Origin of the sequence: Halochromatium glycolicum (genome assembly GCF_016584085.1) — a bacterium.
Classification (GTDB): Bacteria; Pseudomonadota; Gammaproteobacteria; order Chromatiales; family Chromatiaceae; genus Lamprobacter; species Lamprobacter glycolicus.
In genome coordinates this window covers 1-25,119 of the sequence record NZ_NRSJ01000040.1, presented here as the reverse complement: position 1 = coordinate 25,119, position 25,119 = coordinate 1, and the positions used below count along the sequence as shown (strand labels likewise).

Genomic DNA, 25,119 nt, shown 5'->3' with positions numbered 1-25,119 from the left:
AACATTACCACCCACTGATATCGAGCGGTACCTGCTCGACGGGCCAGCGTTCAGCGCCGATCTGAAGCGCATCGGCAGGACTGTCGTCCGCATGCGGCTGCAGAGTAAAGGAGACGTTCGCCTCCGGCGGGAATTGGAAATCGATCCCATCTTGCCATTGCTGCCACATTTGCAAATCAAATGCGATCCGAGCCGGCTCCGTGGTGTCCAGGACATCATTTGCCTCGAGCCCAACAGCGGAGACCGTTGTAAAGGGTTGGTCTGACACAAGCTCGCCTGCGTAACGGCTATACCCACCGCCCGCCGCACCACGCAAATGCCAGGTACCGGTCGCCTTATCCTTCCACAGGAACAAGCCCGCTTCAGTACCAGGATCGTATACCGGTTTGCCGTAAGGTTCTGCCCGCGGCAGACGGTAGGCATTCGGCATACCAAGATCCCGTGTTGCAGGATTAACTAGATGAGGTTGCATCAGACCGTCCTGCTCGTAAGCAATCCCCAGTATGGAACCCAGAACGATCTCGACGTCGACGCCATCCTGCCAGTTAACGAGGGAACCGCGAACCTGGGCATGATAGGGTCCGGTCGTGACGACATCATCGGATTCCAACCTTACGGGGTTCACGGCGAGCAGGGGCTCCGATGATAGGAGGGAGAATGCCGAGCGATGTCTCATGTCATCGCCGCTCCATCGAGCCGTCACCACCTGCGCTCCGGCTTCCTCCCCGATGAATAGCCCGAGATCCTGGCCCGGTTTGAAGTTGGGCATGGCCGGAAGATCGTCGGCATTCAGCACGAACCCTGCCGCCGGAATCGGCTCTCCTGAGGGCCCTACATGAAGCTGCCGCGGGTTTGATACCCCGTCTTGTTGCACCGAAATGAGTGCGTCTGTACCCCCAGGCACTGCGAAATTCACGCCGTCGTCCGAGGGCCCGACCCAGCTGGTCAGGGAGAGCCTATTCTGTCGGTGAGTGAGGACGTCATTCGCTTCCAGTGCCACCGGTAGGACGGCGTCGACCGGCCGTTCCGCCAGGAGTGTCGTCTCAACCAGCGCATAGGGGGAGTCAGAGTCCCAGTCAGCAGAGACCCGCAAGTGATAGGGGCCATCGAAGGTCTCCTTCCAGAGGTAGACGCCCGCATCCTGCCCCGGAACGTAAACGGGCGCTCCGGGAGCGAAGGGCGGGCCGGGCTCGGCGATGCGAATGATCTGGTCGGCGGGAATCTCAGCGAGCCGTTGCTCGATACCGCTCGGCCAATGAATGACCAACTCGTCGACACGGACGTTGGGGCCGAGACCGAAATGCAGGCGTTGATGGTCTTGATTGAACTGATGGATCCCTGCGTTCTGATCGCGCACCTGCGTGACGCCGCCAGCGGTCGCCAGGACTTGGGCGCCAATGCCATCACGATTCGAGCGCGTGCCCTCGAGATCGATCTCCAGCCAGTGATTGGCATTACCTAGGTTACGGAAAAGCTGATGGGGCCCTTCGTTATACGGTGCCGGCCCGTGCCATCCATTGGTGACGAACAGGTCAATGAATCCGTCGCGGTCGTAGTCGGCGGCCGCTGCACCGTCTCCTCGTCCGACCGAGCTCCCAGCCGCACCGCCGGCGCCCGGGACTTCAACAAAGGTCCCGTCGCCGAGGTTTTCATACAGAATATTGGGTCGATTTTCGAGTGGACTGAGACAGACAAGGTACAGGTCGAGGTCCATGTCGTTGTCGAAGTCGGCGGCGATCACCGAGTTGCAGGACGTCGGCCAGTCCAGGCCGGCGTCTGTCGTAGCCTCCGTAAAACCTTCGTCAGTCTGCAGGAGCAAACGATCTGTCAGCGCGCCATCGGAACTCTCGAAGCCGACCGTGCGGAACTCTGAGATGTCCATGTCAGCGCGCACGCGGACGAAACGGCCCGCTGGCTCTGAGTCACTGTGTTGCACTTCCCAGACCTGCGTCGCCGGATCATAGCCGATGTAGATGCCTGTATCCCTCCCTGGGGAGTGCGGATAGATCCCATGCGTGTCCGGATCATTGCTTGACAGCGTAAAGGTAAAACTGTCCACCTGAATCGCAGCAGCGGCGCCGATGTAGACTTCGCCAAGCACGAGTCCCGCCTCTACAATAGTGAACTGTACTTGACCCGGGGCCTTGAACCGGAACCCCTTCTGATCCGAATTGACGCGAAGCCAGGCGTCAACCTGCGCGGGGCCGGTTTTAGTAGCCGCAGTAGAATACTCCCACCGCGTCAGAAACATGTCAGACTTGAGATCGCCGTTCAGGTCGGCGATAACGGCGTCGGTTACGTCTGACCAGCTCCCAATACCTAGGCTCTCTCTGCTGTCTACGAAGGGAAGCGAGGTATAGTCATAGACCGCCCGTGGGGAGGACACCCAACGCGGCCCGAGCAGGAAGACAAAGGGGCGCCCCCCAGGCGTTAGGCGCGCCAATTGACCTTGCAAGCTGGACCCAGACGATAGGCCGGTCATCCAGGTATCATCGACAAACTGGTAATCTGTTTGCGTAAATATTGCAGACGGCCCCAGGCCGTCAGGACGAGCCACACCCGCAAACAACACATCCAACCGGCCGTCGTTGTTCCAGTCGAACCAAAGCGACATCCTGCCGCGGTGCTCGGGATAGGTTAGGTTGAAGGTCAGCGTTTGATCAACTAGAAAGCCTCGCTCATTGACCAGAAATTTATTGGACGTAACCGAACCGCAGATTCCTCCGCATCCCCCCGGTCCCATGTTCAGGATGTCGGCGTCGCCGTCATTGTCGAAATCACCCCAGGCCGCTCCATAGGCTCCCTGGCCCGGTGTATCGATGACCGAAGAAGAATCGACGAAGCTACCATCGCCGTTATTGACGTAGAGCGCAAACGGACTGTAGCGGTTGGTGACCCAGATATCGGGCCATCCGTCCTGGTTGAAATCCCCCCAGGCCGCGCCTTTGCTTTCTCCGAAGTAGTCGATGTTAGACCCGTCCGTGACGACCTCAAAGTTGATTGCGAGTGCGTCGGAAAATGCTACAGCCCCGATGATCAACACCGCGACAATGCCAGCCGATGTGGCACGCGACATTCGTCCGCGTGCATCTAGCCGACTCCCGAACGTCATGGTTGCCAGGCACCGGCGGTTAGCGAAGCGTCGGCCTCGGGCCTTCCAGCTCGTTCGCGGAGCGGCGTTTCCAGTGGTCACCAGGTGCCTTTTCAAGCGCATCTCCCTTTCCTGTTATAAATCTACAAAGGAATTAATTGGTTTGACGAGTGCTATGTACGTGGCCGCTAACGCTCAACTCTCTGGAATTTGGCGCGACTATGTCCACCCGCTTAGCGCTCCTGGAGCGTGAGTATCGCAGAGCTTGTTGAAGGGAGGCAAGTGGGGCCGAGGCTCCTTCTAAGTCTCCCCCTGGATTCCTTCGGTATGGCTGCTGAGTAGGATCGTCGACTCCGGCCGGCAGCACGATGCATATGCGAAGTCCGGCTAGTGGCGCTGCAAAGCAGAATTTGGGATGACCAGATTATACACAAGGGTCAGCCGGTTAAGCGCGAAGGGTCCACCATTCCTGCTACCGGAACCGGTTGCAAAGGAGGGGCATCGCACGGAACCCGATCGAGTTTCAGAAAGGGTTGAGTCTCAGGCAGTGTCTCTCCACCTAAGGAAGCGGGCAGCAGTGCGAGCCGGGCCTTGAGCGCTGGCGCTGGTCGAAGAGGTTTGCCTGCCCCGGTCGCGGCTACCAGCACCAGCCTTTACGCACGCGGGCGCTGGTGCAGTTAGTTCGCCGCCACCAAGCCTCGCTCACAGCGGGCTCGAAACCTTATAAGCCGAATAAACCCACGATGACCGTAGAACTCAGTGACGATGATTTGGGGCTCGAAACCTTATAAGCCGAATAAACCCATCGTGTGCGATATCAGTCGAACACGCGCCCGACGAGCGAGTGAATCTGTCGCAGGTCCGGCGGGTCCTCGGGTCGAGACAACCCCTCCAGCTCGTGATCGACGAGTAAAATTGGATGCCGGCCCTTCTGTCCGGTGTACATATCCTCATTCACGGAATCGAGGTCGCGCATCGGGCTGTAGTTCGGATTGGAAACGACCAGCCCGGAAGTCTTGTGATCGAACAAGAGTTCATCCGGCTTGTCTATCCAGACGTCCGGCAGCTTGTCTGCAAATCGCACATGCGGATATTCAGATCGGTATGGGCGAGCGGATAACCCGAAGCGCTGTGCCTCTGAATCTGCGTTGATCGCCGCACAGATCTTTTCAACCAGACCAACGGTCTCAGCGCCATCAGCCACTGGTCCGCCGAAACGGCGCTTATCGTTGATGAAGACGCCTGGAATATGATAATGGCCAAAGGCCTTGGTTCCGCTACGATCGAACGCCTCGTGCGCACCCTTGACCGCGGCCGGCAGACTGCCCTTTAGCGCCTGCGTCGCAGAACGCGGCAGCATCCGGCGCACACTGCGCCTCAATCGCGCCAGGGTCGAGCCGGCTTTTCCAGCAACAGCCTGCCACCCATTAGCTGCCAGCAGATCGTTGACGTTACCCTTATATCGATATGGAACGCAGCCATGGTCCGCCGTCAGCACTAGGTGATTAGGCTGCAATTCCTCGACGAGCCGCATCAGGTTTTCGTCGACCTGCTGATAGAAGCGTTCGAGCAGTTGTGACGCCAGCGCTTCTAGCTCGGTCTGATTGCCAGCATCCCCGGCCATGCGGTCCTCGATAACCTTGCGCAGTAGGTACTGCACCACGGTGGTCGCTCGGTCAATGACGAACCCGAAATCGGTCGATCGCGCCTGGCAGCACCGAACAAACGCCGCGACCCGTTCGGCTTCCATGCGCCCGAGCCGATCGAACAACGCCTCTAAATCCCGGATGCCAGAGGACTTGAAACGGATATCCACGATGTAACCGCCCTGCTCAAGTTCGCCGAGCAGATCGTCGGGATAGACCAACCTCTTAGGGACACCGTCCACCTTGTGCAAACCACCGCCGCCACTGCCAACGAAGAAGCCGTTGACCGGAATCGCCTTGGATGCGGATGGCAGGTTCATCACGCCGACCGTCGCACCGCGACGTGAAGCCAGGTTCCAGATCGGCGTGACGTAAGGAAGCTCCAGCATACTTGCGATCTGAAAAGAATCGCTGAAGCCGAGGCTCCCGTCGAGCTTGGGGGCCATGTATAGCGCCCCAGTTTCCATGCCCGGGCGGCCGGAAACAATCTCGGCCCAACCGCGGCTGTGCAGATCCTCGGTGACCGTGCGCGCGCTCATGCGCTTCCGCAACTGCTCATAATATGGCATGGAGTAAGCATCGAAGACCCGTTGGTCACCACCGTCGATGCCAATAATCAGGAGTTTCATAGTGAATTGCCGCGATCGGTTGGGAACCGCAACAGGTTAGGCCGCCGTCCGACTGTCGCCCACTTCTATCTGCGCAACGCGATCGAGGTATGTTTCGATGCGGTTACGCAGCGGAGCTTGGCACTCCACTACCTGCTTGCGATCATAGTCACTCAGCAATGAGTCGATGGCTTTGGTCAGTCTTGTCGGGTCGGCGGCAACCTCGTCGCCGGCGAATCGGAGTCCTGCTGGGATGCCGATTTCTTTGACCAACGTCTCAATTTTCGACGCCCCACCACTAGTCATCCTGTGCGGGCTGAGGTCGATCCCGATGAATGGAACAGCGTGTTTGAGCGAAAATACCGACGCATGGAACCGGTCCGTAATCGTTAGCGTCAGGAACCGAAATACATCCGCCCACTCATAGGGTGAGATCGCGGGGCTGTCAACGACCTCACGCTCGCGCATGGGGGCCTGCCCGATACTTAGGATCTGGTAGTCACGAGACAGCAACTCTTCAACGACGATGCGGCGAATCCCGAGTCGATCGGCTAGCCCTACGCCAACGATGGGTCGCTCGAGATCCAGACCGCGTGTCCTCAATCGAGCGGCAATGCTGGTCTCCGGAAAATCGACACCGAAGGTTGGGTCCGGCATGCGCACGATACGCTCCGCCTCCACAACCGCAAAGTCGCGCATCATCGATTCGGTGATTTCGTCTCGTACGCCGACCAGATCGAAGTTCGCCGCCAGAGTCCTTACCTGCTCGCGAGTTGGGTCAGGCAGTAGGGTCGTATCGGTTGCACCAGCCGATGCGGCGCAAGCGTACTTGCGCGCAGGGACCTCAGGCCCGAGCCAGAACACATTCGGGAATGGCACCGGAACCTTGCGATCGTCCGGCGTGATCTCCCAGACCTGGTCACTGCCTACGACTATGGCGTCAAAATCCTCCGCGATGACAGAGGCGAGCGCGGCCCGATACTCATGCGTACGAACCGGCGTGCTGACCAGGCCAAGTCGACCGCGCCGGAATTGGTCAAACGCTCGTGTCTGGCGAAACACCTGCCATGTTCGCCGGGCATTTCGCATCCCGAACACGTTTAGGGACGGCTTGCGCCGCCTCGCTCCCGGTTGGTAGTTGATTATGGAGACCTGGGCGTCCGGGAATCGCCGTTGAAAGAGGATTCGCACCGCGTCCGCCTGCAGCAGCGTCCCTGGGTTGTAACCCCAGACGAAGGTCAATATGCCGATCCGTCGCATCTCAGTTCACCTTCCCGCGCTGCAGCGAATAGTAGCCATCGGCCGCCCGGCGCAAAGCACCAGGCCCGAGAAGCTGGCGCTGCCGACACAGCATGACGCCGTCGAGAAAGCCTGCGATCAAGTCAGCGTTCCGGAGGGTGGCCGAGCGTTTAGCATAGAGCGTTCCGAGACCAACTAACGCCCAACACCGCGCGACGAAGCTCAACAAGGAACTGCCTTGATTCTTTTTAAAAAAGTACTGGGTAAAATAGACGCGACGCATTTCACGCTCGCGGACTGAGGCCCGCGAGACCTTCGAGCGGTGATGGTTGAAATGGGCCTCAGGCGTGACGCACAGCTCGAATTCCCTTGAGACGCGGTAGGAGAGATCGATGTCTTCTGCCATCACGTAACCATCAAGCTCGTCGTCGAATCGATGTTGATTGAAAACCACCGTCCTGTAGCTCACGGCCGTGCTCGGGAGCACCTCACAGAGCACCCGACGCGATGGATGCGGGACTAGGATCGGGAAATTCGAGCGCTTGAGACGCGGAACGCCATCAGCACGCTCCTCTCGGAGCATGAAAAGCTTTCGGTATAGCTGCAGCGATTTGGTTACGGCGGGAACTGAGCGATCGACACCTGCGGCCCCAGCGATACGGCCGGAAGTATCTTCTTCGTACACGCCGCGAATGATCTCGATATAGGCTGGGTCCAGATCGATATCGTCGTCCATGAAGAAGACGATATCCGAACGGACGCGCTCGGCGCCCAGGTTACGCTGCCGCGTCGTACTTGGACTGGCGTTGAAGTAATCGAAAGCTATGCCGGCAGACGCCGCGCTTGCCGCCAGCGCGTTCACCACGTCTCCCAGCTCACCCGCATCCACCACGACCAGTTGATTCGGGGTTACCGTCTGCCGGCACAGAGACTGCACGGTACGCTGGATATCGTCCGGGCGATTCAGCGTGCAGATTACCACTGCGGTGCTCAGTTGCGTCTCACGCAGATCCATCGCGCTCGCCTCGTTTAAGTCCCTTCTGTTTCAATCCTACCCTCATTCCCATTTCATTCAGACGCCTCACTGCCTATTACCCGCACCCCCGCCTGGACGGCCGCCAAGCGGGTGCCAAGCTCCGGATCGCGGAGTACCTTCGCGGCCCGATAGGTAGCGATCAGGGACATTACCACGCCGACGCTCACATAGCCCACGACTGCCCAGTACGCTTCCAGCCCCGCCGCCCAGATGCCGAGAAAAGCAATGATCCGCGCGATCGTACCCGCAATCTGGTTCTGCAACTGGATGCGCTGTTGACGACAGGCGATGTAAACTGCAACCGAAGGCGCCGAAACCAGGCTTAGGAAGATCATCGGCACCAATAGCTCCACGTAGGGACCGGCCTCGACCCATTTGTCACCCAGTAGCCAAGCGACGAGCTCACCGCCGTAGAGGAAGGTCACAGCCGCGGGCACCACGCCAATAGCGAACAGGAAAGTGATCGTCCGTTGGAACGAGCGGAGCGGCGACTCCCCGCTGTTCACGAGATTGCCAATCCGCAAGATGCTGAGCCGCCGTATGTTCGTCAACAATGCCTCAGTCGGTCGTTGAATCAAGGCGCGGGAGATCGCGAATAGGCCCACAATCTCCGGTGCGTACAGCAAACCCAGCATGAAGACGGGCAGGTTGCGGGCCAAGCTCGCCAGCACAGCGGTCGGAGTGCCCAACAGCGCAAAGTCTCGATGATTTGCCAGCGACACCCGTATCGGCGCCTGGTCGGGCAGCGCTAGCGCCTGCCGCAATCCACTGCGGCCGGTATTAAACAGAAATAGCATGCGAGCGAACGCTCCAAAGAGGTACCCGGACACCAGACCAGCCAACGTGGGTCCGAATACCAGGCCATAGCCAACCCTCCCACCAGTCGTACCAGCCGCGGCACAGACGGACGCAACCGCAATGCCACCATGCCGCCGCTTGCGGAAACTCCAGGACTCGAGCATCCGGCTAAACCCTGCAACCACGAGCGCCACTGGCAACAGGTACAGCCAGCCGCCGAGCGCCAAGAGAATCGGGGGTAACCAGCCGCCGAAAACCAATACCAACAGAACCAGTAGCAGAAAAAGCGCGGTGCCCACTACGCTGAGCAGGCCGAGGCGGAAGACACCGACCGCAGCACGATCCTCCTTCGAAATCATGATCCCGTTATCGAAGGTCAATGTCGCAAACGGCATCGAAAAGGTAACCACGGTAACGAAGAAAGCCGCAATGCCAAACTCGGACGGGTCGTAAATTCGAGCGATGATCGGCGTCCCGGCCAAGGTGATCGCCACAGCCGCGGCCTGACCCAGGGTCAGCGTACGCATGCTTCGGATTGCGTTAGCGTTGCGGGCGAAAAAGCCACGTTTTGGTGAAGACACTAGGGGTCACACTCGAGCTGGTGTCGGGACGGTTCGTCGACAGGAGAAACGTCCTGGCACGACGCTATCGCACAGCCGTTGCAGGCAAATCATCATCACGCTGTCATGCCATGGAGCTCGCGCCGCCATGAAGATCATCTTTCCGGCCGCTCGTCGGTGATGCAGGCCGTCGTGGCGACAGACTCGCCGAGGAAAAGCGGTATGCCGGAACAGCCGATCGTGCACGCTCGGCGGCAGCCACCGCAATCCCCGCTAATGCAAACAAGATGTGCCAGTAATCGGTCAGGTTGAAACGCAGGAACTCCACCTTGATCTGATCAACCAGCACGGCAAGGAACGCGATAGCGAACAGCTTCACCAAGCTGTTGAGATAGGGATCACCGCGTGCTTGCAACGCCGCTGGCGCCAGCCGCAATCCTACCGCCGCAACAAACGACCCCCAAGCGAGAAAGCCTACGATCCCAAGCGTGTACAGCACAAACAGGTATAAATTGTGCGGATATGGACGGATCGTACGGCCCGGAATCACTCTCTCGAATTCGTTCTGTAATCGGAAACGCGGACCGTGTCCCAGAATCGGGCGTTCCGTAATCCCCTCGATCGCCGCCGGCCAGGTTACCGAACGCGTATCCGGCACCAGACCCTCCGTTTCGGTCTCCGAAAGGCGCACGAACAACTGATTGAAATCCGTCGTGGTTATTATAACGGTGGCAGTCGCAGCGAAAAGGAGGGTTCCGCCTACTCCCATCGCAACGATTCCCTTGAACCCGATCTCACGCCGAAAGACGTAGACAAACAAGAACGACGAGATGATCAGGGTCAAGAAGCCTCCCCGATTGCCGGTCGCGATCAAAAATGCAAGATTTGCACCAACTAGGCAGACCAGTAGAATCCGACTGGATACCTTCTCGACGTGAAAGATCTGCCAGGTCACGAACAGAATCCCCAGTACCAAGAATTCAGCCGTAATACCGACCGCGTTGAAGGGGCCGGCCAGCCGCTGGCCGCCTTCCCAGTTGCTGGTCAATGCGAATTCGTTGACCCCGAACAAGGCGATGCGGTCGAAGCCAACTAGCAACTGCACGAAACAATAGATCACGACCAGCACATCGAGCGCAATCACCACTGCAACAACAGTTTTTAGGGACTCAACCAGTCGCGCCCACTGGTAGCCGAGCCACAGCATCAGGAATGCCGAGCCAAGCGAAATCAAGTAGTAAAGATGATCCGACCAGGTCGCACGATGCGCCATCAATGCGCTGGCGATGCAGGCGAGCACTACGAGTGACATTGGCAACAACAATGGAGGTGCTGACAGCCGACCCCGCATGAGCAAGGCGGCAGCGAGCAGGTAGGTCAGTACCATGTTGGCGCTCCCGTAACGGGTCGCGATGATCTGGAACGGGGCTAGCAGCAGCAGCGCCGGGATCGTCTTTTGGGGTGGCACGACGTAGCCGATCACGAAAATTATCGTGCCGCCCGTTAATGCGGCAATCAGTTGCACGTAATGGCTTAACGATAAATCCAGCATTAGACGGTTCCCGGGCCGGAGCGCGCCAAGGCCAGCAAAGGGACGGGATCGCGCATGCGGTATAGACGCGCGTGAACGGCCTGGAGCACCTCGTCGATCCTCGCCGCAGTCGCGCTGTCGAGGCGCGCCGACCAGTCGCCAGACGTGGCCGGATCCCAGCGCACTGCGGCCTGCTGCGAAGGACGCCTCAGATCCTCGATCACGGGCCGTTGGTCGAGACCCAGCGACGCGAGTAGTAGACTCCAGGCGCCCTCATCACCGGCTTGCAGGTGCTCGTAGTGCACGTACGGAACCCCCGCCGACACATAATCTGCCGCGCGCAGCTCGTTCTCGATACACCAGTTCAACGCGGCCGCGCTGGCGGGTTGGTTGGCCAGTTCCGAAGCCACGGCGCGGTAAGCCGGCGGCAGACGCTCTCCGAGTACCGGATCAGCAAGGTAGCGTCCGAGCTGATCGACCGGCGCCCAATCATCGCCGCCAAGGCGCAACTGCGACTCGACCACGGCCCCCGGGTGCCGCACCAAGAGCACGCAGCGGGCGCCGAACCCGCGAGCCAGCCAGGGCAGCATCAGGTTGGCGCGGATCAGTTTGACCAGCCGCTCGGGCCGCCGCAGTCGCTTACGGCCGGTGCGTCGCTGGCGCCAGAGCTTGCGCCAGCGGCGGGCAAACTCGATCGCAGCGACTCGGTCTCGGAGCAGTGCGGTCGACGGTCGCAACCGGTCCGTGCGCACTCGGTAGTCTGCCCACCACTGTCGGAACGCGCCGTGGCAAACCTGCTCCAGCCAGGCGGCCAATTCCGGCACCTCGTCGTCCGCGTCAAGCCAGCGTCCGGCCCAGGTTCGGCCGATTGCCGAAGTTGAGGGATGCAGCGGCTCGAACACAGGGCGCAGCTCATTCGCTTCCGCGAGAGCGTCCAGGATCCAGGTGGTTCCAGAACGGCCGGATCCGGCCAGAATCCGCGGCGGTGCCCGATCAGGAACGGCCCTCCACATATTGATCAAGCTCAGTACTGGCCCGCGGCAGGAAGCCCAGCGCGCCGTCGCGCGCGGCCTGTCACCGGTCCCAACAGCAAGCGTTGCTGTAGCCGCCAGGCCGCGGCGCCAAACGCGCGCTTAAGTCGACTGGGGGCGGCATCTCGCTGGAACGCGTCGACCGCGCTGGCGAGGTCCCCCGGGTACGCGGCTCGAGCTCGCGGAAGCAGGACCTCATGCAGATGTCTGTAAAGGGCGAGATCAAGGGAGTTCGCCGCCTCGATCGAGTCGCGGTGCGCTGTCAACAGCGGATCGTCTGCCGGGCGGCGGGACTCGTTTAGCCGCTTGTATCGGATGTCCAAGCGCTTCGGCGTGTAGGTTGCCTGGAGCAGGCAGACGAACTCGTCGAACTCGGCCATGTCGCCCGCCAACAGGAAACGCTCTTCCAGTATCCGAATCGCGGCCTCAAGGTCCTCACAACCCGCCAGCTTGCGTACCTGGAAGTTTCGGAAAGGCTCCATCTCCAGGTACTGCTCGAAGCTGAACGGCCATGGCTTACGATGCCTCCCACCGCCGTAGCGGTAGTAAGACAGATATCGCTGTACCGGCTCGCGCAACAGGGTAATGTAGCGGATGTCCGGGACCACGGACTCGAGATTCGCCCACGGCTTGACCGAGTGGCCGACAATGCAACCCAATAGCGGGTTCAACCGGCGATAATAGCGGAGATCGGCCGGTCGAAAGGTTCGCTCCGAAGCCGGCGACAAGGGTCGCACCTCGGCGTACCGGAAGCCGAAGTTGGCACGCAAGATCGACTTTAGTGTCGTTCCCGCGCACTTTTCGATGTGTACGAACGCAAGCATCGACTCAAGCTACCGAACGAGTGCTGGCCTGCAAGCGCTCGATGATCACCGCATTCCCCTCTTTGGCATTGCCGCTCCAGACGCGCGGGCCGAATTCCCGCACGACGTCGCTAGCTAGCGCGGTAATGGTCGGCAAGCCTGGCGCGGTCCTACTGTGCGGGAGTCCGTCGCTGATGGTGACCACTACGCGCAAATCCCTCGACAGTCTTGAGAAGACGACCCAGCCGAGCGAGCTGGCTCTTTCGATCTCGAGATCGACGGCCGCCCGAAGCCGCCCCAATTCTTCGCCGTGCGAAGACAATTCCTCACCTCAGTATGGGATCCACGGTTGGTCAGCGTCTGCAGAAGTTTACCGATCATGAAATTGTGGCCAAGTTGAAGGCGGTTTGATAGCTCGGCCACTTTAGTTGCTTGAAAAATAGTCGGATGAACCATTCTGGCGCGATGCGTGGCCACGAATATACATTGCCAGAAATAAATAGAACAGATTATCGTTAATGGCCGAACTGCGATGGCCTAATAAGAAATTGAGTAGCCTGTTCGCGTACTCCCCTCATCCGCCTTGTTGAGCACAGTTCCGAGAACTTTGGCTCTATCATGAAGCAGTTCGTAAGCGCTGGTTAGCTGGTCTTTAGTCGTCTTGCCTTCTTCAATGACGAGCAAGAGTGCGTCTACGTAAGGGGCAAATGCCATCACATCATCTCCGCCGAGCACCGGCGGCAAATCAAATAAGATCAGTCGGTCCGCATAGCGATCCTTGATCTCATTCACGAGCTCGATCATCTTCGGCGAGCACAAGATTTCGGAAGAGTGCGTGAACGAGTGGCTGCCGGGCAGGATGACCAAACGCTCGATGTCAGGCTTGACGAGCAGCTCTTCGATCGGGCGATCCTCGGTAATGTAGTCGCTCAGCCCCGGCACTGGTTGATCGAATAAACGAGCTGCCATCGATGGCCGCTGCAGGTCCAGGTCAACCGCCAAGACGGTGTGCTTTTGGTCACGGGCCAAGCTGATCGCGAGATTTATCGTTGTAACAGTCTTGCCATTACCCAGAGTTGGACTGGTCACCCCGAGCGTCTTCCAGTTGTTGGCGCGCATCTGTTGCAGGACATGGGTCCTTAGCACCTTGTAGGCGATCGCAGCCGGATTACGATCTGCCATCGCAACGATCCTATTCTCCAGCAACCGTTCAGCAGACACTGGAGCGATGCGGCTGCGGACTGGGGTGGCACCGCTATCGGACGCGGCAGTGTCGGCATTTCGTGGCTCCAGGGGTGGGTTCAAACTCTCCATTCTTCGGTTTCCAAGATCATACGACTTTTTAGCTTTACTGCAGCAGATTACTCGGAGGAATCTAGCTCTCGAACTTGCTCAGCAGCGTGAACCAGATTACATCCAATGGCATCACGAATAAGTGCACAGCAACAGCAACGAGGGCGAGGCCAATCATCGCGGCGAGCATGAGCAGATAACGCCGCCAGGTTCGCTTCCGCCGTTCTGCTGGAACGCTGATGTACGGGATCACTGCCATGGGCGACGCACCTGCGAGCATCTGCACAGCCCGCGCACCGTAAATACCCTTATCTAACGATTCTCGGAGCGCCACATTGCCTACCCCGGCGCTAACTGAAAGAACCAGACCCAGTAAGCTGATCGCTAGACGATGAGGTTGGATCGGCTTCTCAGGGAGACCGGGGGGCTCAATAAGGGTGAAGCGCTCCGCCTTGCGGCCCGTCTCGAGTGCCTCCGCAAGCTCAGCCTCGAGCTGCTTGTCCTTGATCTCGCGGTACTTGGCAACTGCGTTGTCATAGCCGCGGGTCAGGTCACGGTATTCGCGCTCGACGTTCGGGGCGTCAAGGAGACGCTGCTCGTAGGTCTCGATACGCGCTCGGAGCTCTTCATTGCTTTCGCGAAGTCCCTCGATCTCGAGGTTGACCGCATCTAGCCGGGTCTGCAGCTGGACGTATGCGGGGTTAGTTGCACCCTGCATTGAAGACTCAACGGACCCGTCGGCGCGCGCCGTCGCAAGGCGCTCGTCGGCCTGCGCCAGATCACGCTCAAGCCGCTGCACGTCAGGATGTTCCGGGGCATAACGCTCCCGCGCGATCTCCAGCTCGCGCGCGATCTGGTTGCGTCGGTTCCATAGCGCACTGAGATCACTGCTCCCGACAACCTTGCGCAGCGCCCGGATCTCCCGCTCCATGTTGACCCGATCCGGATGGCTAGCGCTGTAGCGCGCGGCAATGCCCGCATATTCGGCCTCGAGCTGGCTCAGCCGCGCTGCAGGGGTTAGCGCATCCAGTTTACCGTTCCCAAACGCCGACGGCTCCAGCTGGTTCAGTTGGGTCTCAAGCAGGAGCCGTTGCTCCTCCAACGCCCGAATGTCACGCGCATTAGCGAGCAGCTGCTCTTCGGCACGCTGCATGAGCTCACGGTTCAGCGTGAACAACTCAGGCAGGTTATTGCGGTGCTCTTGCTTGAACTTCGCAAGCGCAGCTTCGAGGCCACGTATTTGAACCGCAAGCTTTTCAGCCTCTTCCCGCAGAAACTGAGACGCCTCCCTCACCGACTCCTCGCGCTGACGAAGGTTTTCAGCCAGGAACAACGAAACGAGCTCGTTGGTCACCTTCTGCGCTGTGGACGGGGAGTGGCTCTCAAACGAAAGCTCGAAAGCGATCGTAGCCTGCTGAGGCCGCCCGCTACGCGGGTCGATAATCTCGGCGCTGATCATCTCCAAGCCGACGTCATCTCGCATGGCCTCGACTGCAGCATTGATGGTCTGCTTCCGGCGAATCTCGGGGTACAGGTCGTACTGTTCGATCAGCGCACTCAAATTCTCCAGTGTCATCACTCGCTGTTCGATGACCTGAATGCGTTGGTCTGCGAAGCCGGGGACGGTCGTTTGAATCAGCTCCGTCGGGATCTCTTGCTGCTCGATCAGGATCGTCGCTTGGGAGCGATACACTGGGGGCAGCACCATCGCCAAGACGACGGCAAGCGGCGCCAATACTAAAATGGGCCAGATCAACTGCCACTTACGACGCCGAAGGATCTCGAGGTAGGTGTGCAGGTCGGTCGCTTCTTCCATGCGAGTTTCCATGCTAGGCGATGGTGCGTTCACGAGAATGAACGTGTGAAGTGGAGGAAAACGCGAATCATTTCCGGGGGATCTCAGCGGCCGCGCCAAGCCAACGATACACTGAATCGGTTAGCGTCGACACTGCTGGCATCGTCTTCATACTGCTGCCACCGATAGCGGTAGTCAAAGTTAACACTCAACGAGGGACGAAGTTGATAAGAAAAGCCCATTCTGGCGTTGGCGTAGTCTCGCCCCCTTCGCCGTTGGAGCTCGCCGACCTGGCGATTACGCAAGGCTTGGGACGACAGGATCAGCCTCAGGCGCTCGTCGACCGGATAGCTGTAGCGCAACCGAAGCCTGGTCGTGTCCAGCACCTCTGCGCCGCCGCTTGGCCTGAGCTCACGCGAGGCGAGCGCGCGCAGGGCCGCGCCGCTGCCAAACCGCTTCTGTGCGCTCAGGCTGTAGGCCGGCCCTGAGCTCTCCTCGGTTATCCGACGTCCGAAGATATCGACAAACTCGGACTCGGTCTGGCGCAGGCCGGCCAGCGCGGAAATACTTAGACTTTCAGACAGATCGTATTCCGCCCCAAGCTGGAAGACGAGGTTGTCTGTGCTGTTGTCTTCATCCTGGGACTCGAACCGCCCATATAACGAAGCCAGACTGATAACCAAACGCTCTGTTAGACGCCGACCCGCAGCCAGGGAGACTGAGCCGGCACGGTAGTTACTTAGCCCCGTGCCCTCAACGTCGTCGTAGGAGACGTCTTCGAATGTGGCACTGAGGCTGAGGTTTGAGTACTCGTCAACACGATAACTCCAGCTGGGTCGGATGCTGAGACGAAACTGTTGCCGATTAACATCCGTGATGCCGGTCGTCGTCGCTTCGCTGGTCAAGGTGGACTGCGTCGATAACGTTTGGTCGAGCTGAAACTCGCTGCGCGGCCTCTGGTATGACCAATCGGCATTGACAATGGCAGCGGTGTTGTTCAGATCGCTATGGTCGGCGAACTCCTCGTGCCGGAGCGCTGCCGACAAGTCGAGTTCGCTTACCTCATCAGATCGTCGAGCCCGTGCCGCGGCCCTGATGGTCGCTCCGAAACCGCTCTCGGACTGGTCCGAATTGAGCCTGATGTTGTCTTCGTAGCTCAGGCCAAGGTTGGCAGTCGGCTCGAATTCCCATTGTTGCCCGTATGCTGCCACCGCCACGGCCAAGGATGAGAATGCAATCACCCAAGGGCGAGGCTCGACGCCAGCGCAACGGCAGCGCAAGCTGAGCGCGATCGGTCGCGGCGGCGAGTCCTGCGCGCTCATGGCACGATCAGAGTATCCCCTGCCTGCAACAGGATGTTTTGCCGCAGACCCTCACCCTTCTGCACCGCCTTGTAGTTGAATGGGATTGCGATTTGGCGGCCGCCACTCCTGCGCAGCACCTTGATCGCATCCTTGTCCGCAAAAGGCGACAGGCCACCTGCCATCGAGAGCGCTTGCATCACATCGACAGGCCGTGTGAGCACGAAGGCGCCGGGCTGGTTCACGCGCCCGGTGACATAGACCCGATTGCCTTCCATCTGTTGAAGGCTGACGGTCACGACCGGATCGGGAATGAACTCTTCGAGCCGCTGCGTGAGATCCTGGCTGACCTCGGCGATGGTCTTGCCTTCCGCATCCATCTCCCCGGCCAATGGGAACGAGATGCCGCCGTCCGGTCGGACCAAAACCGTATCCTGGAGGTCGGGCTCGCGCCAGACGCTGATCCCAATGATGTCCCCGGGCTCGAGCACATAGCCTGCATCCCGCAATGGCGGGCCCACCGCTTCCCGAGGCACGGTCTGGCTGCCAGGGCTGCTGGCGGATATCCCATCAGGCGAGATCGTCGGTGCCGAACAGGCCGCGAGGCCAAGAACAGCGATCAGCAGCGCAAAGGGGGAACGTACGGCCAACCCACCGCTGGCGTGGAACGGAATCTTAGGCATCGTTAGCGTCTGTGGTAAAAGTCACCCAAGAATAGCACAAAAACGCGACGATGCATCACCGTGGAACGCCGTGAGCATCTCATTCTGCGGGGTAGCGCGGCGCCATGATCATTGGCTTGAATACCGCAGTTCGCACTCGATTGAGCAGGCGGACCGACTGAAACGGACACGCAAACCATCCGCGCGATGCGAATGGCGAACGCCGCCATGCAACCGAACGCCCAGCGCTACCAATTCTTGCGGCGATGCAGCACCCGAAATGGTGATCGAGAAGCCAACTGGCCATGTCGGTGCCGCGGAGGCTGACACAAAAAAGGGCGCGGCCTTGACAGGCCGCACCCCGTGAACAGTCTTCTTTGTTTAGATCAGGCGGTTTGAGCCGAACGCCGACGACGGCCAACCCACACCACACCTAAGAGGCTGGAGCCGAACAGCCAAACGGCAGCGGGGATAGGCACTTGAGTCAGCGACACGATACCTGCGTAGCCCGCCGGGCCGTCTCCTGAGACCACGATTCCAATCTCCTCGCCAGCATTGACCACAGCAGAGAGGAGTTCAAAAGGAGTAGCCGCGCCGGTGCCGGCGTCTAACAGGACCGTCGGGTCGAATGTAGTGATAGAAGAACCGATCGAACCTATGGTCCCTTCCCAGAGTGTACCGTCGACGGTACCGCCCGAGATAATCCCGGAAAGAAGACCTAGGCCACCCCCAGCCCCGTCGAGAACAGAGATGTCAACCAGGACCACATCCACGATTGCATTTTCTGCGGCCGTGAAAGTCCACGCGTCACTGTAAGCCCTGGCCTGAGTGGCCTGCACGTTGTAGAAAATCTCTGAATCTCCTACCCCTAGCGGACCAAAATCCTGGCCAACAATCGTCGACGCAGTAGCATTGTGAACGACACCGAACGCGAGGGACAGCGCGAAAGCCGCCCCCGCTAGCACCTTCATTTTGGACATGGCATAACACTCCAGTTTAAGAATTTGAAACAGGCGCAAAGCTGTTCACGGGACTCGCCGTTGACGGCAGCCGCGACACCTTCGTGCTCAATGCCATCTAAGCAGATCTTATGCCAGAGTTGTTTTTTTCATTTTTTTCATAGCTTTGTGGAGAAAGCGTTCTTCGAGCAGCGACTGAGACCTGTAACAAGGGTGGTACAGGTGAAGCCAAAATGTGACGCGCGTCACATGATCGAACCCGAAAGCTGCTTTGCGTTTCAAGGGCCTAGCCTGAGCAAGCAAACCAGCGAGGTGTAAAGCAGGCTGACAACGCGGCCGCGGCGCGCGGGAACGGCACGGGCTCAACCAGCCAATGCGGCCTTTCTCTAGCCGCGTCACTATTGGTTGTTGCGCGCGCGACCGGTGCTGCGAGAAACTTTAGGCGATTCTGACGCGCCACCTGATCAGAGCTCCTCGGCTTAAGGCCGTCGCGACGTCAGTGCGCGCCCCTTGTTACTGGCAGTCAATGGATCGCCGTCCTCGATTGCAGCGTCGGAACACTTAATCTTCACTCACATCGCGAGCCAACTCATGCAGTACGTCGTTATAGTGTGCCTTGTTCTGCTTCTCGCCTTCGGGTCAACGGGCTGTAGCAAGGAAGGCCGGGCGCAGAATTATCTTGAGCGGGGCACCGAGCTGTTCGAGGAGGGCGAGCTGACCAAGGCGCGCCTCGAGATCAAGAACGTCCTGCAGATCGACGCGCAGCAGCCGCAGGCGTGGTTTGTGCTCGCGCAGATCGAAGAGGCGGAGAAGAATTGGCGCCCGGCCTTCCAAGCCTATTCGCGAGCGGTCGAGCTCGACCCCGAGAACCACCCGGCCCGGATCAAGCTCGGGACCCTTCTGCTGGCGGGTGGCAAGCGCGACGAGGCATTGGCGGAGGCGGAGGCCGTCCTTGCGGCTGACCCCGGCAACGCCGGTGCGCTGGTCCTGCGCGGCGCCGTCAAGGCGACCGACGGTGACCTGGAAGGCGGCGCCGAAGACTGCGAAGCAGCGCTCGCGATCGACGCCGATCACGCCGAGGCGTTGGCACTGCTGGCGGACATCCGCACGCAGCAGGCGCGCCCTGAGGAGGCCAAGGCATTGCTGGAACGGGCCGTTGCCGCGCATCCGGAGCGGATCGGCCTGCGTGAGGCGTTGGCCCGGGCACACGAGGCCCTCGGCGAAACGGAAGCGGTGGTGGCGACACTGGAACAGATCGCCGCCCAACAGCCAGACGCCTTTTCGCCGCAGTTGCTCCTCGCGCGCTACCTCGCCGCCCAGGGCCAGCTCGATGCGGCCGAGGCGACCCTGCGCTCCGCGATTGCGGCCGCCCCCGATGATCGCGAGCGCAAGCTGATGCTGGTGCAGTTTGTCGCCGAGACGCAGGGAGGCGAGGCGGCTCTCTCCGAGCTCCAGCAATGGATCGATCAGGCGCCGGACGATGCGGAGCTGAAGTTTTCACTGGCCGAACGCTACGGGGCGGCCGGCCAGGTGGATGCGATGGTGGAGACCTATGAGACCATCATCGAGACCCATGCCGACGGGCCGGCTGCACCGCGCGCGCTCGGAAGGCTGGCCGCCCTCGCGCTGAGCCGGGGTGAGGCGGACCGGGCACTGGCGCTGGCCGAGGAGGCATTGGCTGAAGACAACGCGAGCACGGATGCATTGCTCGTGCGCGCCGCCGTGGAGCTGGAGCGCGGCGAGACCGAGCAGGCGATCGCCGATCTGCGGTCCCTGCTGCGGAATGACCCGGAGTCCGTGCGTGCATTGCGCCTGTTGGCCCAGGTCCATACCCAACGGGACGAGATCGCACTGGCTGAAGACGCACTCCAGGTCGCGATCGAGGCGGCGCCGACCGCGGCACCGGCCCATCTCGAGCTGGCTGAGCTGCGGTTGCGCACCGGCGACCCCGCCGGCGCTGCCCAGGTGCTGGAGGGGTTCCTCTCCCGCGTACCGGACAGCGGCGAGGTGCAGACGGCCCTGGCTCGACTGCAGCTCAGCCAGCAGGACACCGAGGCGCTGGCAACGACGGCTGAGCGGGTGCTGAGCACCCGCCCGGAGCACCCCCTCGGCTACTACTTGAAGGGACTCGTGCTGCAGGGCCAAGACGACCACGACGCGGCGATTACACAGTTCGAGACCGCGCTCGAGAAGGAGCCGGCGGCCGCCGAGCCGCTGATCGCGCTCGCTCGCAGTTATCTGGCAATGGAGCAGCCAGAGCGGGCCGAGCAGCGCGTCGAGCAGCTTCTGGCCGATGATCCCGACAACCTGGTTGCGATGAACCTGCTTGGCGACATCTATCTCGCCAACGGCCGGCCCGACGACGCCCGCGACCAGTACGCGACGATCATGCGCCGCATGCCGCAGTCACCGCGTGCCTATGAGCGGCTGGCACGATTACAGTTGGGTGCCGGTGAGTTCGACGCTGCGCTCGAGACGGTGCAGATCGGTGTCGATGCGACCGGCCGCAACCTCGCGCTGGTGCAAATGCTGGGGCTGGTGCAGCAGGAGGCCGGCGATATCGAGGCCGCGATGGCCGCCTACGAAGAGGTGCTGGAGCGCGCGCCCAAGGCGACGGTCTCGGCGAACAACCTGGCGATGCTGATCGCCAATCGGCAGGCTGATGATCCAGGCCGCCTCGCCTACGCACGGGAGCTGACCGAGGCGTTCGAGGACTCCGAGCAGCCGGTGCTGTTGGATACGGCGGGCTGGGTTCTGTACCGCAGTGGTAACTATGGCCGCAGTCTCGAGCTGCTGGAGCAGGCATCAGAGCTGGGGCTCGACTCGGCGGAGCATCATCATCACCTTGGGATGGCGTATCTCAAGGTGGGCCGGATCGAGGAGGGCCGAGCGCTCCTGCGTCGGGCCATCGACTCGGGTACCGTCTTCCCGGGTATCGATGAGGCGCGCGCGACGTTGGCGGAGAACGCACCCTGACGCTCTCACGCGCGGCGCATTTTCAGAGCCCTTTCCAGGATTAGGCTCGCCGGGCGAACAGGCCCTAGCAGAGCGCCCTAAGTTGCGATCGAAACCAGCAGCTTGCGCTAGCAAGGAAGCTGGTCTGCCAGGGCCTCTTAGCGAGATCGAAGCCAAGGCGCCATTAGAACGCGCGTCAGGTCAGTTGGCCCTCAGGACCGTGCAATGCCGTGTTTCGCCATCAGCCGGTAGAGGGTCGTCCTGGAGACCTGGAGGTCCCGGGCAGTCTGACTGGCGTTCCCTCCATTCTGGGCCAAGAGCCGCTCGAGGGTTCCCTTCTCGGTGCTCTGGACGAGTTCGCTGAGCGATTCGCTCGGCGCACTTGGGGCGGGCCGCAGCCGAATCAGGTCGTTGGCGGTAATCTGGTGGCCGCGACACTTCAGCGCGGCCTGGATGATACAGCTGCGAAGCTCGCGGACGTTGCCGGGCCAAGCTTGGACCCTCAGCCAGTCCAGGGCATCATCGGTTAAGCCGTGCGGCCGCCGCTGCATGACATTGTCGCGGAATGCGGTGCACAGGAAATGCTCGGCCAGGGCCTCAATATCGGCGACCCGATCGCGGAGCGGCGGCGTCTCGACGGCCAGCACATCGAGGCGATAGAGCAGATCGCGCCGAAAGCGTCCCCGCTGGACCTCTTCGGATAGGTCCCGATTGGTGCTCGCGATGATCGTAATATCGACCGAGACACTGTTTCGACCGCCTACCGGCGTGACGGTCCTCTCCTCGAGGAAGCGCAGCAGGCTCGCCTGCGATTGCAGCGGCAGTTCCCCAACCTCATCCAGCAGCAGGGTGCCGCCGTCGGCGGCCCGAATCATCCCTTCATTGTCGACGGTGGCATCGGTGAAGGCGCCCTTCGTCACGCCGAACAGCTCCGCTTGTATCAGCGATTCCGGTATCGCTGCGCAGTTCAGCGCCACGAAGGGCTCGGTGGCCCGGGGCGACTGGGCATGGATGGCTCGTACCACCAGTTCTTTGCCGGTTCCGGTTTCTCCGGTGACGAGCACCGGAAGGTCGGCTTCGGCGACGCGCTCGATCTGATCGTACAGCCGCATCATCGGCGGGCTCGTGCCGACCAGACCAAAGCGTCCGTTGCGATCGTGGCAATTGGCGCGACGCTCAGCCTCAGCGAGCGCCGCGATTCCCCAGGCGTGTCCAAGGGCGATGGTCAGGCGGGTCACATCGACAGGGTAGAGCTGATAGTCCCGCAAGGCTCCGATGATCAACCATCTGACATCGGCGCGCGCCAGGTCTTCCCGCGTTAACAACGCCAACCACTGCAATCTGCGCAAGCGGTTGACCCCACCGCTGATTCGGCAGAGCTCCTCATCGGTGAGCGGGTGCGGACAGAGCGCGAGGCCGGTGAGGACATCGAACTTGTCACAGAGCTCGGTCGCCTCTTCAAGGGTCTCAGCACAGAGCAGCACCCAACCGTTGTCGCACAACGCGGCGGCTGCGCTAGCGTCGAGCTTCCCGCGCCCAAATACCAGCACATGGCGTTTCGACGCTGGATGCTCTTGAGGCATCCAGCCGCGAAAGGCAGAGGCCAAGACATCGTGACGGGGCTGTTCGGCACCTTGGGGCGCTTTATCCTCTGACATCGGTTCTCGCTTGCACTGCTCATGATTCGTTCGCGGATCAATAAGCCAACACCCAGCCGCACCTTCGGAGCAGCCGGATACTCGACCCCCTCAGACTAACCCGTTCAGACTAACCCCTTCAGACTAACAGAAGCCCCCGCACGGCTAGCACGGCGAGTCCGATAAGGGTCGCGATCCGCAGCCAGTCCCAACGACGCCCCTCCACGTGCATCAGTATTTCAATACCGTAAAACAGGATGATGGCGTGCAGCACCAGCGCGCCGAGGTCCGCCAGTCCCAACCCGTGCAGTGTGGGGGCAACCAAGGCCCCCAGCAGGATCAGCAGGTCGAGGCTATTGACGTGAAAGCCTTCGCTCGACCTCCATACGCAAACCGCTGCGGCGGCCGCTAGGGCCCCGTAGATTAACGTTATGCAGGCGGGGCAGGCAGTTTCGAGTGGCGAGCCGGCGAGCAAGTAGGCCACGCCTAGGGCCAGCGTATAGCTGCTCAAGCGCTCCAGGGCGAAGAAGGGCACCCGTTTGGTCTGAAGGATGAACGCCAGCGTGCCGCCAAGCACAGCGGCAAGCACCCCGATATCAGGGCCGACCGCTGGTGCGGCCAGGGTGCCAAACAGCAGGAACAGCGGCAGGCCAATACTCAGCCCTGTCAAGGACACCCGAAGCAGCCCTTTTCGGCGTAGCCATCCAGCGAACCGCGTAAACGGCTGTTGCTGTCGTGTCCGGTTGCGCAGCTCGGCCCGGTGCCGCTCGACTGACCGCAATCCGATCAACAGCAGCCCACCAACACTCAGCGCCGTTACGAAGATCAGGCCGTCCGCGGCGTGACGCAGCAGATAGGCCACCAGGATCAACAGGAACTGGAGCCCATAGATCAGGCTGACGGCTTCTGACTGCGACATCCCCGCGGCGAGCAGGCGGTGATGCAGATGGGTGCGGTCGGCCTTGAATGGCGAGCGGCCGCGAGCGATGCGGCCAATCATCACCGTGAGCATATCCAGAATCGGCAGTCCAAGCACCAGCAAGGGCAGCACGGGACTCAGCTCGGCGCTGGGCCGCTGGGTGATGATCACGGCCAGCACGCCGATACTGAAGCCGAGGAGCTGGCTCCCGGCGTCGCCCATGAAGAGCTGCGCCGGGAAGGTATTGAAGCGCAGAAAACCGAGGATTGCGCCGAGCAGCGAGCCTAGAACGATCAGCAATGCACCGGCGTCGCTCTCGACGCCGAGCACGAGCAGGCCGGAGACCGCCAGCAGACCGATACCGCCAGCGAGCCCATCCAGGCCATCGGAGAGGTTGACCGCGTTGGTGACACCCGCGAGGACCAGCAGCGTCAGCGGTATTGCGATCCACTCCGGCAGGAGGCCGCCGGGCCAAAACGCCAAGCGCTGGATCAGCACGTCGGCGCCGAATATCACAATTCCCGCCGCCAGCAGCTGCCCCAACAGCTTTAGCCGATAGTCGAGATTGAAGCGATCGTCCAGCAGACCGAAGACGAACAGCACCGCCACGGCTGCGAGAAAGACCTCGATGCCCTGCTCCATCGGAACCCAGAACAGCACCGACACGAGGAACCCGACAAAGATGGCGACGCCACCAATCCGCGGGACGCTCCCCTCATGCACCTTCCGGCCGCCACCGGCGTCCACCATCCCGAGCGGGCGAGCGATGCGCACCAACGGCGGAATCAAGGCCATCGACAGGAAGAGCGCTAGAAGGAAGGCAAAACCGGCGCGGAGCTCCATTTTTACTGCTGTGCTTCAGGCTGCTGTGCGTAAGGAGGATGAGAAAATCTGGACAGGAGAGCAATCCTTGGCGCTCTTGGCCACGCCACACGATATTTGCCGTTGTTGGAGATCGGCGAATAATGCTTTCGATTTAGATTTCGCGTATCGGGCGCACCGCAAAGGTAAGTCTGGCGGACTCGCCTGCATCGAGATTGAAAAGCATCCCAACAAACGTTTGAATGAACCCGCTTCGACAACTGAAACCTTTTCCGAGGAGAATAACACGCTTTTCGTTACCATTTTGTAACTACTCAGGCTGTCAGCGCCTGACGCAGAACCTCAAAGGGATTCTGCCCCTTGAGCTTGCTGGTCTCCCAGACTGAGCGCAGGACGCAGAACGCTTCCGCGCCACCGACCGCACGTAAGCCAC

The 25,119-nt window shown here is 60.7% G+C and carries 18 protein-coding genes; 2 read left to right on the top strand and 16 right to left on the bottom strand.

The annotated features are described in order from the left end of the window. Positions 1-4: 4 nt before the first annotated feature. The 14 genes from CKO40_RS17945 to CKO40_RS17880 all read right to left on the bottom strand — a co-directional run bounded on the left by CKO40_RS17945 (position 5) and on the right by CKO40_RS17880 (position 18,374). A complete protein-coding gene (locus tag CKO40_RS17945; protein WP_200347825.1) occupies positions 5-3,076 on the bottom strand; it encodes a CRTAC1 family protein in 3,072 nt (1,023 codons plus the stop codon). Positions 3,077-3,908: 832 nt separating this feature from the next. Continuing rightward, positions 3,909-5,366 carry an alkaline phosphatase family protein gene (locus CKO40_RS17940; RefSeq protein ID WP_200347824.1) on the bottom strand — a complete coding sequence of 486 codons (1,458 nt, stop codon included), beginning with the start codon at positions 5,364-5,366 and terminating at the stop codon, positions 3,909-3,911. 36 nt (positions 5,367-5,402) lie between these two features. Next, entirely contained in the window at positions 5,403-6,605 is a 1,203-nt protein-coding gene (locus CKO40_RS17935; protein WP_200347823.1) for a polysaccharide pyruvyl transferase family protein, read from the bottom strand. A 1-nt stretch (position 6,606) separates the two neighbouring features. Beyond that, positions 6,607-7,599 (bottom strand): glycosyltransferase family 2 protein, encoded by a 993-nt coding sequence (locus CKO40_RS17930; protein WP_200347822.1) that lies wholly within the window; start codon positions 7,597-7,599, stop codon positions 6,607-6,609. 53 nt (positions 7,600-7,652) lie between these two features. Next, a complete protein-coding gene (locus tag CKO40_RS17925; RefSeq protein WP_200347821.1) occupies positions 7,653-8,945 on the bottom strand; it encodes a lipopolysaccharide biosynthesis protein in 1,293 nt (430 codons plus the stop codon). A 157-nt stretch (positions 8,946-9,102) separates the two neighbouring features. Further along, on the bottom strand, positions 9,103-10,530 hold the full coding sequence (locus CKO40_RS17920) for an O-antigen ligase family protein (RefSeq protein ID WP_200347820.1): 1,428 nt from the start codon (positions 10,528-10,530) through the stop codon (positions 9,103-9,105). Further along, a complete protein-coding gene (locus CKO40_RS17915; protein WP_200347819.1) occupies positions 10,530-11,411 on the bottom strand; it encodes a hypothetical protein in 882 nt (293 codons plus the stop codon). Before CKO40_RS17915 ends, CKO40_RS17920 begins: the two co-directional genes overlap by 1 nt. A 122-nt stretch (positions 11,412-11,533) precedes the next feature. Next, positions 11,534-12,364: a sulfotransferase family 2 domain-containing protein gene (locus CKO40_RS17910; protein WP_200347818.1), complete on the bottom strand. Its 831-nt coding sequence runs from the start codon at positions 12,362-12,364 to the stop codon at positions 11,534-11,536. A gap of 4 nt (positions 12,365-12,368) precedes the next feature. Next, positions 12,369-12,665, bottom strand: a complete 297-nt coding sequence (locus tag CKO40_RS17905) for a hypothetical protein (protein ID WP_200347817.1) — start codon at positions 12,663-12,665, stop codon at positions 12,369-12,371. A 215-nt stretch (positions 12,666-12,880) separates the two neighbouring features. Then, positions 12,881-13,657, bottom strand: a complete 777-nt coding sequence (locus CKO40_RS17900) for a CpsD/CapB family tyrosine-protein kinase (protein WP_200347816.1) — start codon at positions 13,655-13,657, stop codon at positions 12,881-12,883. 61 nt (positions 13,658-13,718) lie between these two features. Beyond that, positions 13,719-15,452, bottom strand: coding sequence for a GumC family protein (locus CKO40_RS17895; RefSeq protein WP_200347815.1), 1,734 nt, complete (start codon positions 15,450-15,452; stop codon positions 13,719-13,721). An 83-nt stretch (positions 15,453-15,535) separates the two neighbouring features. Then, complete coding sequence (locus CKO40_RS17890; RefSeq protein WP_200347814.1) at positions 15,536-16,753, bottom strand: outer membrane beta-barrel protein; 1,218 nt, start codon at positions 16,751-16,753, stop codon at positions 15,536-15,538. Further along, complete coding sequence (locus tag CKO40_RS17885) at positions 16,750-17,415, bottom strand: polysaccharide biosynthesis/export family protein (RefSeq protein ID WP_200347813.1); 666 nt, start codon at positions 17,413-17,415, stop codon at positions 16,750-16,752. Before CKO40_RS17885 ends, CKO40_RS17890 begins: the two co-directional genes overlap by 4 nt. Before the next feature lie 365 nt (positions 17,416-17,780). Then, positions 17,781-18,374 carry a hypothetical protein gene (locus CKO40_RS17880; RefSeq protein WP_200347812.1) on the bottom strand — a complete coding sequence of 198 codons (594 nt, stop codon included), beginning with the start codon at positions 18,372-18,374 and terminating at the stop codon, positions 17,781-17,783. Between the two features lie 570 nt (positions 18,375-18,944). Between CKO40_RS17880 and CKO40_RS17875 the strand changes: the two genes are divergently transcribed. Then, on the top strand, positions 18,945-21,329 hold the full coding sequence (locus CKO40_RS17875; protein WP_200347811.1) for a tetratricopeptide repeat protein: 2,385 nt from the start codon (positions 18,945-18,947) through the stop codon (positions 21,327-21,329). Between the two features lie 191 nt (positions 21,330-21,520). Here CKO40_RS17875 and CKO40_RS17870 read toward each other — a convergent pair whose 3' ends face one another. Further along, positions 21,521-22,966 (bottom strand): sigma-54 dependent transcriptional regulator, encoded by a 1,446-nt coding sequence (locus CKO40_RS17870; protein WP_200347810.1) that lies wholly within the window; start codon positions 22,964-22,966, stop codon positions 21,521-21,523. A gap of 118 nt (positions 22,967-23,084) precedes the next feature. Next, positions 23,085-24,659 carry an MraY family glycosyltransferase gene (locus tag CKO40_RS17865; protein WP_200347809.1) on the bottom strand — a complete coding sequence of 525 codons (1,575 nt, stop codon included), beginning with the start codon at positions 24,657-24,659 and terminating at the stop codon, positions 23,085-23,087. On the opposite strand from CKO40_RS17865, the gene CKO40_RS17860 reads away from it, so the two are divergent. Then, the gene (locus tag CKO40_RS17860) at positions 24,631-24,996 is read left to right on the top strand and encodes a hypothetical protein (protein ID WP_200347808.1); all 366 of its coding nucleotides are present in this window, start codon (positions 24,631-24,633) and stop codon (positions 24,994-24,996) included. The two genes, CKO40_RS17865 and CKO40_RS17860, sit on opposite strands and share 29 nt — an antisense overlap. Positions 24,997-25,119 lie beyond the last annotated feature (123 nt).